This is a genomic window from Roseivirga sp. YIW32 (genome assembly GCF_057219245.1).
In genome coordinates this window covers 599,036-613,403 of sequence record NZ_JBXVVG010000001.1, presented here as the reverse complement: position 1 = coordinate 613,403, position 14,368 = coordinate 599,036, and the positions used below count along the sequence as shown (strand labels likewise).

Genomic DNA, 14,368 nt, shown 5'->3' with positions numbered 1-14,368 from the left:
TGGTAGGATGAAGAAGATTCTTTTTGCGCTTTTCCTATTCATCGGTTTTCAACTGCAGGCACAAAAAGCTGCCGAAGCAGACCAACTGGTTCAAAAGTTCTTTGAACAAAAGAACATTCCGGGACTGAGTGTATCCATCATGCAAAAAGGAGAACTTGTTTTCTCAAAAGGATACGGCTTTGCCGATCTAGAAAATAAAATCCCGGTTGATCCCTCGCGTACCATGTTTCGCATAGGTAGTGTATCGAAAACACTGACTGCAGCTGGGTTAGGACGTTTGTACGATCAAGGAAAGATCGATCTGGATGTTCCGATCGAGCGCTACGTTCCTGTTTGGCCTAAAAAAGCACATCAGATCACGCTTCGTCAGCTCGCCGGACATCTTGGCGGAATTCGACACTATGCCAGCGGTGAATTCATGAGTCGCAAGGCCTACGAAACGGTCACTGATGGGCTGGGTATTTTCGTCAATGACCCATTAATGAATATACCCGGCACGCAATATGCCTACTCGACCTACGGTTGGAGTTTGATCTCTGTTGCCATGGAAAACGCTGCAGCGCCCGAAGCGAGTTTCTTATCGATTGTCGACTTTCTCAGTATCATGCAGAGCGAAGTCTTCGACGAAATTGGCATGAAACATACCATGGCTGATCTCGCCACTCAACAGATTCCGGCAAGAACCAAATTTTATCAAGTCAACGATGGAGAACTTGTTGAAGCCCCCTATGTCGATAACAGCTATAAATGGGCCGGTGGAGGATTCATCGGAACAACAGAGGACCTCTGCAAATTCGGTCAGGCCCACATGGAAGCCGGCTACTTAAGTGCCAAAACGTTAAAAACCTGGATGAGAAGCCAAACGACAAAAGATGGAAAACTGACCAATTATGGCATCGGCTGGAGAACCTTTGATCGAGAGAGTGGAAAGACATTCTATGGCCATAGTGGCGGTTCTGTTGGTGGCATTACCTACTTTTTGATCCATATCCCCACACAAACGACGCTAGCCATAACAGCAAATGTGGACCCACTCAATTACGAAGGTATTCAGTTTCAACTGATGGAGCTCTTTACTAAATAGTCATGAGACATGTGTTTTGTTTCTTGAGCTTTGGTTGACAATGTTATTTACAACTTCATAACGAACCTGCATGCGCAAAGCACGAGGTGAAGCCATCTTTCATTAATGTTGAATTGATTTCATCCATCCCTTGGGGTTGGGGTATCCATAGTACTCAATGTTTAGCGCTAAAAGTGATAAGAACGTCATTGCGAGCATCGACTGCAGGGAGAGTCGAAGCAATCTTTTTCAATGCTCAATGTCAACTGATGTACGTAGGCTTTACTCCTATTTGAAATTTTCATCACCCTTGAGAGTTGGGGGTAACACCTACTTTCAGAGCACAAATCTAAGTGAGCACGTTATTGCAAAGAACCCCATGCAATCGGGAGAAGAAGCACTCTTTTATTCATGCGGAATGCTTTAAAGCGATCCTATTTGAAAGTTCACACCCAAACTTTCAACTAAAACCTTTGGAGTTTAACTAATTATTTAATTCATTTACCTAAACGATTAGTTAATCTACAAGCTCTATGAAAAAATTATCACTCCTATTCCTTGTCATGATTTGTGCATCTTGCGAAGATGACCTTGCTACTCGACCTGATGGTTCTGACCTACAAGCGGCAGAGGTTATTGTTGACCTCGATGTAGAAACAGATCCTTCTGAAGATCAAGTATTTCTTGTGGTAGAAGAACAACCTTCATTTCCTGGCGGCATGAAAGCCTACACCAAGTACTTAGGAGAAAACTTGAACTATCCGGCAGAAGCCAAAGCCAAGGGCATCGAAGGCAAGGTGTTTGTCACCTTTATAGTGAATAAAGACGGATCCCTTTCAGATCACCAACTGCTCCGAGGCATAGGGTACGATTGCGATGAAGAAGCCTTACGCGTATTCATGGAGTCACCAAAGTGGATACCTGGCAAACAACGAGGACGTGTAGTGAAAACGCGTATGCAAGCCGCAGTAACTTTTGAATTGGGTCCCAACGGAGAAACCATGTTGGAAATTCAAGAATTAGAAAGAGGCAAAAAACAAGAGTCACAAGAAGAAACCGAAGTGATCGTTGAAGAACTTGATGTTCAAAAACAGTAGCCCAAAGGAATACTCAAAACTATTCAGAAGCTGTAATGCTTCAAGACTTATAAAAACGATTTAGGTCATTGCCTGAATCGTTTTTGTATTTAAATACCTCTTTAATGAGTGATTTAAAACCTACAATTTCTCAGTTACAGAAAGCGACGACTCTGGAGTGGCCCAACTCTAATCCATTAAACACACTTCTGTTAAATCAAGCACATGAGTAGATGAAGAGCCAAATGAATTAATAGGTTAGCCTATTCTAGATTCGTTCAAAGGACTTTTTTCTTCTCTTTTAATCACTACCTTTCTGAAAATCAACCCAGGCTAAATGCTTCTTGACAGGAGTGGCATTTGCTAGTAAATGCTAACTCTTATGCCTCCAGCAACGCATGATGTTGCACATCATTTTTCCATGCCAAAAGCATTTAAAATCGTATCAATTGGCTTGTTACTTATTTTGGCAATTCAAAATAAAGCAAAGTCACAAAATACAGCAGAGGTTAAATCGACCACCCAAGCAATTTACGTAGACGCAGGTCTTATCCCCATAGTCGCAATTCATGCCTTAGTGAACTACGAAAAACAACTGATCAAAAGAGATAAAATTCAATGGCTAGGACGTCTAGGTATGGGTGTGGCCGCTAACCCAGATGGCGGTTTTGGCGGTCTCCTTGGTGGAACAATGCTTACTGGAAAAAGGAATTCACATTTCGAAACGAATGTAGGCCTATTTGTCGGTTCTGAAGTTGGAGATGTATTTACAGCATCTCTTATTGAAATTGGCTATCGCTATCAGAAACCAACGGGAGGATTCCTCTTCAAAGCGAAGCTCGGCAACCTAGGGCTAGGCTTTGGCATTGGATATGCCTTTTGACCCTGAACTATTTCGCTGCCTCCATTTCCTTCAATGCTCTTCTTAAGATCTTGCCGACATTGGTTTTGGGCAGCTCTTCAATAAATTCGATATGCTTCGGCTTTTTGTAGCCGGTAAGTTCTTCCTTACACCACTCTTTTAATTCCTCCTCGGTTAGGCTTTGGTCTTTCTTTACCACAAAGGCTTTCACCGCCTCGGTTGAGCTTGCGTCCGGCACACCGATCACGGCGACCTCTAAGATCTTTGGATGATCGGCCAATACATTCTCCACCTCATTCGGATAGACATTAAAGCCGGAAACGTTGATCATGTCCTTTTTTCGATCTACGATCTTGAAGAAGCCCTCCTCGTCCATAGTGCCAATATCACCTGTGCGGAACCAACCTCCCTCAAAAAAGACGTCACTATTGTCTTTGTTCCAATAGCCGCTCATTACTTGAGGGCCTTTGATGCAGATCTCACCGATCTCACCCTGCGCTAGCTGCTCTCCCTTTTCATTGCAGATCGCCAGTGCCGTTGACGGTACAGGTAGCCCAATAGTACCCATTTTATGACTACCGTCCAGTGGATTGCAACTGGCAACCGGCGATGTTTCGCTCAATCCATAACCCTCTACAAGGTCTGAACCGGTTACCTCTTTCCACTTTTTGGCAACGGCATCCTGAACAGCCATTCCACCACCGATGGATCCTTTCAAATGGCTGAAGTCCACCTCGCCAAAATTTGGTTGATTCAGTAATCCGTTGAACAAGGTATTCACTCCTGTAAACAAAGTGAATTGATGTTTCTTTAATTCCTTGATGAATCCCGGCATATCACGCGGATTGGTCACCAAAACGTTCTTCGCACCAATATGCATCATAAAGGTCCCATTCACGTTCAGCGCAAAAATGTGGTACAGTGGAATAGCCGTGATCATCAGTTCAACCTGTCCTTCTTTCAGTAAAGGCCTGAACCACTCATTGATAATAAAGGTATGTGCTACCACATTGCCATGAGAAAGTGTTGCTCCTTTGGACAAACCTGTCGTACCTCCTGTGTATTGCAAAAAAGCAGTATCAGAGGAAGTAATTGACGGTTTTGTGTATTTCATCCGCGCACCTTCTTTGAGCACACTGCTGAACTTCGTAATGTCGTTAATGCTGTACTTAGGCACCATCTTCTTAATGTGCTTGACAACAAAATTGACCAGCTTACCTTTCAAACCACCCAACATGTCGCCTAGCTCCGTAACGATCACATGGTCGATGTGAATCTTTTGTAAGGCAACCTCAAGGCTATGCGCAAAATTAGCGACGATCACTACCGCCTTCACCTCTGCATCGGCAAACTGGTGCTCCATCTCCCGGTGCGTATACAAAGGATTGGTGTTCACGACAACAAGCCCCGCTTTAAGGGAACCAATCAAGGCAATGGGATACTGAAGGCAATTGGGCATTTGAATGGCGATGCGGTCACCCTTGACCAAGCCTAATTTATTTTGCACATAAGCAGCAAAATGATCAGAATAACGATCGATCTCGTGGTAGGTAAGTGACTTACCCATATTCTCGAATGCCTCACGACTTCCGAACTGTTTAAATGCTGAATTGAAAACCTCTAATAAATTCTCCGGTCTGTCTGTGGTCACCTCCGCAGAGACACCAGCCGGATACTTCTTTGTCCAGGGATGATTTGCCATTAATTATTCGTTGAATGGCACCAAATATAAAAGAAAAGCCTTTGCAATCGATTGTGGACGATAAAAATTACATCCATCCGTTCAACGTGCACTGCATCATTCCTTACCTAGCCATTCGTCGATCAGCTCCATGGTTTCATGATCAGAAGGTTTGGGCGCAAAGACCGAAATGATCTTAAAGTCTCTGTCGATCAACAGGTAACGCGGGATTGTCACGAGTTTGTATACGTCGAGTAACGATCGATTAATTACGAATTCGCTCCTTAGCTCTCGCTGATGTTTGCCGAGAAATGCTTGCCATGCCTCCAGATCAGAATCGATAGACAAAGGCAAAAAGATGACCGGTTCGTCCTTGTATTGGGTTTTCAGGGCTTGAAGCGATGGCAATTCATCGATGCAGGGGCCACACCAGGTAGCCCAAAGATCAACATAGATCAGATTTCCCTTGAACTCACTCAAGTTTCGCTCTTGACCTGTGGCGTCTGTAAAGATCAGGTCAATGGCAGGTTGGCCCATGAGCAACGGTGCATAGGCCTGTTGTACTCGATTCGCCATTTCATGATATTCACCGGACGGATTGGCAACCAAATAAGCAGATAGTTGACTGGCATTCTCTCTGGTAAGGCCTTCCAATTCCAACTGCTTTACCAAAGCACCGAAAGCATCATAAGACTGCATAGCTGGTGTAAAAGAAAGGTCTGCAAAAATACCGTTGTCCTGTAAATGGCTATCGACCAATTCGTAGAGCATTTCCCGGAAATTAGGGTGTTGCATGTGGACATCTTGCATGATGTCCTTTGCCAAAGCATTCAAGTAGTCTTTTGAAGGGAGGAGAATTTCAGCTTTTTGGATTTCATTTGCATCCCAATAGCCTTTGAATGACCCGTAAATAGGAAAAGAGAGCAAGGTATTGAGTGCATCTAAGCGTAAACGAAGTATTTCCATGCGTTCAAATTCATCTGGCCCGTTCAGCTTCTCCAATTGCTGTTTTCTACTGGCAAATTCTTCTTCAGCCAAACGCTGAATGTCATGTATATCCGAAGAATGAATGTTTCGTCCGCCTGCTAAATAGGAGCCCACCTTTGGAAAGGGCACAGTAGCCAGATAGGCCTGCAAGTGGGCATGATCACCTTTAAAAATCGCCTTTTCGGGATCCTTATAATCAAGGGTCAGCTGAAGTTCTTCACCCGGCTGTAAGTACAGTTTATTCCGGCCGAGCGAAAAATAAGTGGGCCGCTCAAGTTTGAAAACAAGTTCAAAACGACCGTCATTGTCCAAAACAATGACGTGATCTTCTCCTAATCCAAAATCCGCCGCAGGCGCATTGGAGACCAAGAGCTGTTCTGCATTGCCCCAATTGATGAGTTGACCAGACAACGTGACCTGCTCTTCTCCCGTCCGATCACAGGAACTCATGGCAATCAGGCTCATCAGGATAAGCACAAAAGCATTTATTTTCTTCTTCATGAGCATGCCCAAAGATAACCAAATGATCTTTTCATTGACGCAGATAAATTGGTTAGGCAAGGTTAACGAAAGACCCAAGTGAGCCATGCGCTTTTCGATTGGTTGTTGGTGTTGTGACCAACAACGGCGGAATGAAAAATCAAAACTAAGTCCTTCACCCTTTAGGGAAGGGGTAGAAAATGAAATGTATAACAATAATTCTCCATGTGATCAATCCCCCTGCCCCCTTCACCAAGGGGGAGAAAACAACCTCATACTAAGTGACGTGGCGACCTAGCAAGATCGGCATGGAGATTTGCCTAAAACAATGACTCTCCTCCTTTCAAAGGAGGAGTTGGAGGTGATTATTGGCTGATGCTGGTCAAATGATCCATTTAAGGGTTATTCGATTGGTTGTTGGTAACAACGGCAGAATCAAAAATCAAAACTAAGTCTTACACTCTTTAGGGAAGGAGTTGAGAATAAAATTGATACCAGCATTTCTCCATGTGACCAATCCCCCTGCCCCCTTCACCAAGGGGGAGAAAAGGAAATTACATCCTGGGTGAAATAAAAAAAGGAAGCCATTGAGGGCTTCCTGTAAAGCTGTAGGAGAAGGATTCGAACCTCCACGGAGCAGTTAGGCCCGAGACTTCGGGATTTATGCTGAATTCTCCACCCTCGAGAAAGGAGGGCACGGCTGCCTGTTTCGTCACCCTACAGTATTCGTTCATCTTCTGATGAGCGATTAATCCGTTTGACTATGTATCAAATGTATAGTAAAACACTCATTAATTAAAATATCATTAACTATACAGTATAATTATTACACTATAAATAATAAACCTATATTTTTATTATCAGTTCCATAATTTAACCCTGCAAAAATGCCTGATCATTACGAAATCGATAACGTTGACCTAAAGATCTTATCCATTCTTCAGCAACAAGCCAAAAAACCTTATACCGAGGTAGCTAAGCTGGCTCATGTATCGCCAGGAACTATTCATGTGCGCATGAACAAGCTAGAAAAACTTGGCGTCGTAAAAGGAGCCTCCTTGGACCTTAACCTCGCCAAACTTGGGTATTCCGTTGGGGCGTTTCTTGGCATCTTCTTAACCAAGAGCTCTTTATATGAAAAGGTGGCCGATCAATTAAAAAAAGTTCCTGAGATCACCTCCATTCACTACACCACCGGTAACTACAGTATGTTCGTTCGTGTATTTGCCAAAAGCACAGATCATCTGAAGGACATTTTGCACGATAAGGTGCAAAAGGTAGAAGGAATTGAACGCACAGAAACGTTCATCATCTTGGAGGAAACATTATCACGCAGTATGATGTTAACATAACCAATGAGCCCATCTCATTGAACTTTTTAATAAACCATTGGTAAAAAAAGAAACCACGAAACCTTTGCATTTAGTTTAAGGTTGTACCTTTGCAATTAGAATCAGTCTAAATAAGATAACATGAGTAATGATGATCAAATCTTAGAAGAGTTCACCTCCAAAGAATACGAGTTCGGATGGACCGTTGACCTGGAAGCTGATGAGGCTCCGAAAGGATTGAGTGAAGAAATCATTCATTTTATTTCCAAGAAAAAAGAAGAACCAGAATGGATGCTTCAATGGCGTTTAGACGCCTATAGAGCATGGCAGAAAATGGCCGAACCCAAATGGCCAAATGTGGATTATCCACCTGTCAAATACCAAGACTTGATCTACTATTCTGCTCCTAAGCAGAAAAATAAGCCAAAATCGTTAAGCGAAGTGGATCCTGAGTTGATCGCTACTTTCGAGAAATTGGGGATTTCCTTAACTGAACAAAAAAGACTAACCGGTGTCGCTGTCGATGCTGTCATTGACTCGGTATCGGTTGCCACAACTTTTAAGGAAACGCTCGGTGAACTAGGCATTATCTTTTGCTCATTTTCAGAAGCAGTGAAAGAACACCCTGAACTGGTGAAGAAGCATTTAGGCTCTGTGGTTCCGGTAAAGGATAATTTCTTTGCTGCCCTAAATTCGGCGGTATTTTCTGATGGGTCATTCTGTTACATTCCGAAAGGCGTCAGATGTCCGATGGAATTGTCGACCTATTTCCGGATCAATGCTGCCAACACAGGCCAATTCGAACGCACATTGATCGTTGCTGAAGAAGGATCCTATGTTAGCTACTTGGAAGGATGTACCGCTCCAATGCGAGATGAAAATCAATTACACGCTGCAGTAGTCGAAATTAAAGCAGCAAAAGATGCTGAAGTAAAATATTCAACTGTTCAGAACTGGTATCCAGGTGATAAGAACGGTAAAGGGGGTATCTACAACTTTGTCACGAAACGAGGTATCTGCGAAGGTGATAATTCAAAGATCTCGTGGACGCAAGTAGAGACAGGTTCAGCCGTGACATGGAAGTACCCTTCTTGTATCTTGAAAGGAGATAATTCCCAAGGAGAATTTTATTCCGTTGCGGTAACCAATAACTATCAGCAGGCAGATACGGGCACTAAAATGATTCACATTGGAAAGAACACCAAATCAAGAATAGTGTCCAAAGGAATCTCAGCGGGTAAGTCTCAGAACAGTTACCGTGGACAGGTTCATGTATTGAGGCGCGCCGAGAATGCGAGAAACTTTTCGCAGTGCGATTCCCTACTCATGGGAGACCAATGTGGCGCTCATACCTTCCCTTACATTGACATTGAAAACAAATCGGCCCAGGTAGAACATGAAGCAACTACCTCTAAGATTGGCGAAGATCAGATCTTCTATTGTCAGCAAAGAGGAATTGATGAAGAATCGGCTGTGGCGCTGATCGTTAATGGCTACGCCAAAGAGGTTTTGAACAAACTACCAATGGAATTCGCCGTAGAGGCACAGAAATTATTAGCACTGACCCTAGAAGGTTCAGTAGGATAAAAAAGAGTAAACTAAGCAAGAGTGATGCTATCAATAAAAAATCTTCAAGCAAAAATCGAGGACAAGGAGATTCTCAAAGGAATCAACCTAGAAGTTAAGGCGGGTGAAGTACACGCCATCATGGGTCCTAATGGTTCTGGTAAAAGTACATTGGCCTCCGTTTTGGCTGGCCGCGAAGACTATGAGGTGACTGGTGGAGAAGTAGACTTCTTAGGTAAAGACCTGTTGGACATGGATGCCGATGAGCGCGCCCGCGAAGGTGTTTTCTTGGCCTTCCAATATCCGGTAGAAATCCCTGGCGTGAGCACCACAAACTTCATGAAAACCGCCATCAATCAGGTTCGTGAGCATAGAGGCGAAAAAGCCTTGGATGCGGTGTCCTTTTTGAAGCTTATGAAAGAAAAGATGAAGTTGGTGGAGATCGATCAATCACTTTTGAGCCGATCATTGAACGAAGGCTTTTCCGGAGGTGAGAAGAAACGAAACGAGATCTTCCAAATGGCCATGCTGGAACCTAAACTGGCCATTCTTGATGAAACCGATTCAGGCCTCGATATCGATGCATTGAAAGTGGTTTCACATGGGGTCAACACTCTGAAATCTGCAGATAATGCGACTATTGTGGTAACACACTACCAGCGCTTGTTGGATTACATAGTACCTGACTTTGTCCATGTACTCTACAACGGACGTATTGTGAAGTCAGGAACGAAAGAATTGGCCTTAGAGCTTGAAGCAAAAGGCTATGATTGGATCAAAGAAGAAGCAGAAGCCGCTGTCTAATTCATGGAAAAACTAGCAGGACAAAAAGTATTGGATGCCCTTCGAGTCCGTTTCAATGCATTTGAAGCGTCGCTGAATGGTCATGCAAATTCAAAAGCCCATCACATCAGAAAGGATGCCTTTGATCAATTAATGAAAAAAGGCCTTCCTCCGGTCAAGGACGAAGAATACAAATTCACCAATCTAACCAAGGTGTTGGAGAAAAATGTGAGTTTTGGCCAATCTGAGGCTTCTCCCCTCACCATATCAGCTACAGACGTTGATATTCCGGGACTTGATGCCTACCGCTTGGTATTCGTCAACGGACAATTTGATGCTGAAGCCTCCTCATCAATCAATATCGAAGGCGTGAGCATCTCACCTCTTCAAGATACCTTAGCAGAAGAAGCAGACCATTTTAACCAAACGGCGTCAGCAAGCGATGACAGCTTTGTGGCGATGAATACCGCCTTTGCTCAACATGGGCTAAGCATTAAAGTGGCAGCGAAAACAGTGGTGGATAAACCAATATTTCTTCAATTCATTGGAAATGAAGAGGATTATAGTGTTCGGAACCTCTTGTCTTTCGGAGATCTTGCGGAGGCAACGATCATAGAAAAGTTTGATTCGGGCTCTGGCGCGAAATTCTCAAATGCTGTCAACGAAATTACCGTAGGGGCGCAAGCGAATATCACCTACTTCAAACTTGAGAACGATACAGCAGATAGCATACACTTTGCCTCTACCTTCGTTTCTCAGCAAAAAGACAGCAAATTCACGGCAAATACCATTGCCCTGAACGGTCAAATGGTCAGAAACAACCTCTACATTAAACTGGAGGGAGAAGGTTGTGAAGCGTACATGAATGGCTTGTACCTGCTAGAAGGTAAAACCCATGTCGATAATCATACAGTGGTTGACCATATCCAACCTAATTCTTATTCCAATGAGCTTTATAAAGGCATCATGGATGGTCAATCGAAGGGTGTTTTCAACGGAAAGATCTTCGTACGTCAAGCCGCACAAAAAACCAATGCCTTTCAATCGAATAAGAACATCTTATTGACCAACGATGCGACGGTGAATACAAAACCGCAGCTAGAGATTTGGGCGGACGATGTGAAATGTTCGCACGGCTGTACAACCGGTCAATTAGACGAAGATGCCCTATTCTATCTCAAAGCACGTGGAATCAAGCACGATACAGCAATGGCCATGTTGTTGCATGCCTTTGCCAGCGATGTCATGGAAAATCTTGAAAACAAAGCAGTTCAAGATTATGTAGAGGCAATAATTACTGAACGACTCGAAAAATAACATGGCCAATACATTAGTAGCAAGTCAACTCAATATTCAACAGATCAGAGAAGAGTTTCCAGTACTTCATCAAGAAGTGAACGGCAAACCTCTGATCTACTTTGACAATGCGGCTACTAATCAAAAACCTCAACGCGTGATCGACGCATTGTCACATCATTATGCAAAGGACAATGCCAACATACACCGTGGGATTCATACCCTCGCTGAGCGTGCAACTGCGGCATTTGAAGATACCCGACGAATACTTTCGGAGTTCATCAATGCTCCAGAAACAGAAGAAGTGATCTTCACAAAAGGCACCACAGAAAGTATCAATTTGGTGGCAGCCACTTATGGCCGAAAATTTATTGAAGCAGGCGATGAGATATTGGTTTCCGCAATGGAACACCACTCAAACATTGTCCCCTGGCAGATGCTCTGCGAAGAAAAGGGAGCCGTACTGAAGGTAATGCCCATTACCCCTTCCGGAGAACTGATACTAGATGAGGTTGAGCAGCTGATAACAGACAAAACAAAAATTGTCGCCTTCAATCATGCATCGAATACTCTGGGTACGATCAATCCGGTGAAAAAGATCACCCAATGGGCCCACAACAAAGGAGCAAAAGTACTGATCGACGGGGCACAATCGGTCTCTCATCTAACCATAGATGTGCAAGACCTTGGGGTTGATTTCTATGTTTTTGCAGCCCATAAAATGTATGGCCCTACCGGCACTGGGGTTCTTTGGGGCAAAAGAAGTTTGTTAGAAAAAATGCCTCCTTACCAAGGCGGTGGCGAGATGATCAAAGAGGTGAGCTTTGCCAAGACGACCTATAATGACATCCCCTATAAGTTTGAAGCAGGAACACCAGGCATTGCCAATGTTGTGGCATTCAAGGAAGCCGTCCGATTCATTCAGGAACTCACGAAACCAGAAATCGCAGCTCACGAAGCCAGTTTATTGGCTTATGGTACCGAGCAACTGGAACAAATTGATGGGTTACGCATCATTGGCCAAGCGCATGACAAGGTCAGTGTCATCTCATTCGAAGTCGAAGGCATCCATCATTTCGATTTGGGCATGTGGTTAGACGCAAAAGGAATCGCTGTCCGTACTGGACATCACTGCACGCAGCCTTTAATGGATTTTTATGGCATTGAAGGAACTACCAGAGCCTCTTTTTCAGTTTACAACACGACAGAAGAAATAGACGCTTTTGTGCGCGCACTGAAGGATATAATCAAGAAGTTCAGATGAGTCAGAGCATAGCAGAAGTACAAAACGAGATCATCGAGGAGTTCTCCATGCTAGATGGTGATTTGGAAATGACCATAGGCTACATCATGGAGCTGGGCGAGCAGCTGCCCGTTATGGATGACCAACAAAAAACAGAAGACAATATTGTAAAAGGTTGTCAGTCTAAGGTCTGGTTAAATGCCATTTCTGAGCAAGACAAAATTCGTTTTGAAGCCGATAGCAATACGGCTATCACCAAAGGTTTGGTCAGCTTATTGGTTCGAATTTTAAGTGGTAGAACAGCGAAAGAAATTGTTGACTCAGATCTTTTCTTTATCGATAAGATCGGTCTAAATCGTTTCATCGGTACCCAACGGTCAAATGGTCTTGGTGCCATGATGAAGCAGATGAAAATATATGGACTTGCGTTTTCTGCAAAGTCCGCCAACCATTAAGTAGTGACAATTTAGAATTTAGAGTTCATGTCAGACGGTAGTGTAAAAGAAGGATTAAGAGATGAAGTGGTCGCCGCGATAAAAACGGTATATGACCCTGAGATCCCTGTTGATGTTTATGAATTGGGCTTGATCTACGAGATCAACGTCTTTCCAGTCAACAATGTCTACATCCTCATGACATTGACCTCTCCTTCTTGCCCTGCGGCAGAAGTATTGCCTGATGAAGTCAAACAGAAGGTATTGGCCATAGAAGGAGTAAATGATGTAGAGCTGGAATTGACCTTTGACCCACCGTTTACTATGGAGATGATGTCCGAGGAGGCCAAACTCGAATTAGGTTTTATGTAAAAGAATAATTTTAAAGATATGTATCCAGAACATTTATTAGTACCATTCAGACAAGAGCTTACCGAAGCGGGATTTGCTGAATTAAAAACCGCTGAAGCGGTAGACGAGCACTTCAAAGATCATAAAGGAACCTCTTTGATCGTGATCAACTCGGTGTGTGGATGTGCCGCAGGTACAGCCCGCCCGGGAGTAAAGATGGGATTAAAATTAGCTGATAAAGCGCCAGATCAATTGATGACCGTATTTGCCGGTGGTGATATTGAAGCGACAGCTAAAGTGAGAGAATACCACCTTCCCTACCCTCCATCTTCTCCATCCATCGTCTTGTTTAAAGATGGTGAATTGGTGCACATGGTTGAAAGACATCATATTGAAGGACGTTCTGCAGAGGTGATCGGTAATCACTTGGCAGATGTCTTTGAAGAGTACTGTTAGCAGTAATCAACCCCAATACAAAAAGGCTTCTCTAGAGAAGCCTTTTTTATGTGATCAGTAGTTTGGTATTTCTTGGTTATTAACAACTTCAATCGCCTTATTTTAGGTCCAACCTGTAATAAGAAGAATTACTAAAGCTTGTTAAAAAATCACTTGCGTTGAGTAAGCGGATGAGGTGCTTGTTCTGCGTTTGCCTCAATTGGGTGATCGGAGCCTCCAATAAAAGTTCATCATTGCAATCGAAGATCTTGATGATCTTCAAGGGTGAAACTTCTTCCAACACCCCTGTTTCTTCATCGATAACAAAGGTAGGCTCATATGTAGTGACCTTCAGCTCCTTTTTAACCAAATCGATCAGCTCATTAGCCTCTTTTTTTGTCAACTTACCTTCATCTACTGTTGAATGGGCAAGTACCAGTGTGCAAAATCCTACAAAGAAAATGACCGCCAAAATCACGCGTCTTTTCCAAGTGTCGTTGTTAATAATCATTTCATTCATTTTGTTGTTATTTTGAGTTTTTATGGTTGCCGACCAAAGCAACCTTGCCCATTAATAGGCAACGCTTATGCCACTTTCATTAAAGTGTTGATTTATAGTGATTTAACAAATTTAATAACACTTGTTAACACTAGATTTCGTACGTTTCCGAACAAAGCTGTCACATTTTCGAGACAAGTAACCTTTTAGCATACAACTCGTATGCCTAATAATTCACACATGAAAAGCCCTGCAGTTTAACACCACAGGGCTCTTTACCT

Annotated in this window: 14 protein-coding genes; 11 read left to right on the top strand and 3 right to left on the bottom strand. The window is 43.3% G+C overall.

The window, feature by feature from the left end; genetic code table 11:
• The first annotated feature begins 7 nt into the window (after nucleotides 1–7).
• From AC2D6U_RS03065 to AC2D6U_RS03055, 3 genes are all read left to right on the top strand, one after another.
• Nucleotides 8–1,084, top strand: a complete 1,077-nt coding sequence (locus tag AC2D6U_RS03065; RefSeq protein ID WP_484719469.1) for a serine hydrolase domain-containing protein — start codon at nucleotides 8–10, stop codon at nucleotides 1,082–1,084.
• A 512-nt stretch (nucleotides 1,085–1,596) separates the two neighbouring features.
• Nucleotides 1,597–2,160, top strand: coding sequence for an energy transducer TonB (locus tag AC2D6U_RS03060; RefSeq protein WP_484719468.1), 564 nt, complete (start codon nucleotides 1,597–1,599; stop codon nucleotides 2,158–2,160).
• Between the two features lie 361 nt (nucleotides 2,161–2,521).
• Entirely contained in the window at nucleotides 2,522–3,022 is a 501-nt protein-coding gene (locus AC2D6U_RS03055; RefSeq protein ID WP_484719467.1) for a hypothetical protein, read from the top strand.
• Between the two features lie 7 nt (nucleotides 3,023–3,029).
• Here AC2D6U_RS03055 and AC2D6U_RS03050 read toward each other — a convergent pair whose 3' ends face one another.
• Nucleotides 3,030–4,703 (bottom strand): AMP-binding protein, encoded by a 1,674-nt coding sequence (locus AC2D6U_RS03050; RefSeq protein WP_484719466.1) that lies wholly within the window; start codon nucleotides 4,701–4,703, stop codon nucleotides 3,030–3,032.
• A gap of 96 nt (nucleotides 4,704–4,799) precedes the next feature.
• Complete coding sequence (locus AC2D6U_RS03045) at nucleotides 4,800–6,170, bottom strand: TlpA family protein disulfide reductase (RefSeq protein WP_484719465.1); 1,371 nt, start codon at nucleotides 6,168–6,170, stop codon at nucleotides 4,800–4,802.
• An 866-nt stretch (nucleotides 6,171–7,036) separates the two neighbouring features.
• On the opposite strand from AC2D6U_RS03045, the gene AC2D6U_RS03040 reads away from it, so the two are divergent.
• The 8 genes from AC2D6U_RS03040 (at nucleotide 7,037) to AC2D6U_RS03005 (ending at nucleotide 13,609) form a co-directional block, all read left to right on the top strand.
• A complete protein-coding gene (locus AC2D6U_RS03040; RefSeq protein ID WP_484719464.1) occupies nucleotides 7,037–7,501 on the top strand; it encodes an Lrp/AsnC ligand binding domain-containing protein in 465 nt (154 codons plus the stop codon).
• A gap of 120 nt (nucleotides 7,502–7,621) precedes the next feature.
• On the top strand, nucleotides 7,622–9,067 hold the full coding sequence (sufB, locus tag AC2D6U_RS03035; protein WP_484719463.1) for a Fe-S cluster assembly protein SufB: 1,446 nt from the start codon (nucleotides 7,622–7,624) through the stop codon (nucleotides 9,065–9,067).
• A gap of 24 nt (nucleotides 9,068–9,091) precedes the next feature.
• Nucleotides 9,092–9,850, top strand: coding sequence for a Fe-S cluster assembly ATPase SufC (gene sufC / locus AC2D6U_RS03030; RefSeq protein ID WP_484719462.1), 759 nt, complete (start codon nucleotides 9,092–9,094; stop codon nucleotides 9,848–9,850).
• A gap of 3 nt (nucleotides 9,851–9,853) precedes the next feature.
• Nucleotides 9,854–11,146, top strand: a complete 1,293-nt coding sequence (gene sufD / locus AC2D6U_RS03025; RefSeq protein ID WP_484719461.1) for a Fe-S cluster assembly protein SufD — start codon at nucleotides 9,854–9,856, stop codon at nucleotides 11,144–11,146.
• Nucleotide 11,147: 1 nt separating this feature from the next.
• Nucleotides 11,148–12,389: an aminotransferase class V-fold PLP-dependent enzyme gene (locus AC2D6U_RS03020; protein WP_484719460.1), complete on the top strand. Its 1,242-nt coding sequence runs from the start codon at nucleotides 11,148–11,150 to the stop codon at nucleotides 12,387–12,389.
• Entirely contained in the window at nucleotides 12,386–12,823 is a 438-nt protein-coding gene (locus AC2D6U_RS03015; RefSeq protein WP_484719459.1) for a SufE family protein, read from the top strand. The genes AC2D6U_RS03020 and AC2D6U_RS03015 overlap by 4 nt, the downstream gene beginning before the upstream one ends.
• A gap of 27 nt (nucleotides 12,824–12,850) precedes the next feature.
• On the top strand, nucleotides 12,851–13,174 hold the full coding sequence (locus tag AC2D6U_RS03010) for an SUF system Fe-S cluster assembly protein (RefSeq protein WP_484719458.1): 324 nt from the start codon (nucleotides 12,851–12,853) through the stop codon (nucleotides 13,172–13,174).
• Nucleotides 13,175–13,192: 18 nt separating this feature from the next.
• Complete coding sequence (locus AC2D6U_RS03005; RefSeq protein ID WP_484719457.1) at nucleotides 13,193–13,609, top strand: BrxA/BrxB family bacilliredoxin; 417 nt, start codon at nucleotides 13,193–13,195, stop codon at nucleotides 13,607–13,609.
• A 97-nt stretch (nucleotides 13,610–13,706) separates the two neighbouring features.
• Here the strand turns inward: AC2D6U_RS03005 and AC2D6U_RS03000 are convergent, their stop codons facing one another.
• Entirely contained in the window at nucleotides 13,707–14,108 is a 402-nt protein-coding gene (locus tag AC2D6U_RS03000; RefSeq protein WP_484719456.1) for a hypothetical protein, read from the bottom strand.
• Nucleotides 14,109–14,368 lie beyond the last annotated feature (260 nt).

Bases quoted from the DNA above. Each gene is read 5' to 3' on its own strand.
- AC2D6U_RS03065 (WP_484719469.1), top strand. From the start codon at position 8: ATGAAGAAGATTCTTTTTGCGCTTTTCCTATTCATCGGTTTTCAACTG.
- AC2D6U_RS03060 (WP_484719468.1), top strand. From the start codon at position 1,597: ATGAAAAAATTATCACTCCTATTCCTTGTCATGATTTGTGCATCTTGC.
- AC2D6U_RS03055 (WP_484719467.1), top strand. From the start codon at position 2,522: ATGCCTCCAGCAACGCATGATGTTGCACATCATTTTTCCATGCCAAAA.
- AC2D6U_RS03050 (WP_484719466.1), bottom strand. From the start codon at position 4,703: ATGGCAAATCATCCCTGGACAAAGAAGTATCCGGCTGGTGTCTCTGCG.
- AC2D6U_RS03045 (WP_484719465.1), bottom strand. From the start codon at position 6,170: ATGAAGAAGAAAATAAATGCTTTTGTGCTTATCCTGATGAGCCTGATT.
- AC2D6U_RS03040 (WP_484719464.1), top strand. From the start codon at position 7,037: ATGCCTGATCATTACGAAATCGATAACGTTGACCTAAAGATCTTATCC.
- sufB (WP_484719463.1), top strand. From the start codon at position 7,622: ATGAGTAATGATGATCAAATCTTAGAAGAGTTCACCTCCAAAGAATAC.
- sufC (WP_484719462.1), top strand. From the start codon at position 9,092: ATGCTATCAATAAAAAATCTTCAAGCAAAAATCGAGGACAAGGAGATT.
- sufD (WP_484719461.1), top strand. From the start codon at position 9,854: ATGGAAAAACTAGCAGGACAAAAAGTATTGGATGCCCTTCGAGTCCGT.
- AC2D6U_RS03020 (WP_484719460.1), top strand. From the start codon at position 11,148: ATGGCCAATACATTAGTAGCAAGTCAACTCAATATTCAACAGATCAGA.
- AC2D6U_RS03015 (WP_484719459.1), top strand. From the start codon at position 12,386: ATGAGTCAGAGCATAGCAGAAGTACAAAACGAGATCATCGAGGAGTTC.
- AC2D6U_RS03010 (WP_484719458.1), top strand. From the start codon at position 12,851: ATGTCAGACGGTAGTGTAAAAGAAGGATTAAGAGATGAAGTGGTCGCC.
- AC2D6U_RS03005 (WP_484719457.1), top strand. From the start codon at position 13,193: ATGTATCCAGAACATTTATTAGTACCATTCAGACAAGAGCTTACCGAA.
- AC2D6U_RS03000 (WP_484719456.1), bottom strand. From the start codon at position 14,108: ATGAATGAAATGATTATTAACAACGACACTTGGAAAAGACGCGTGATT.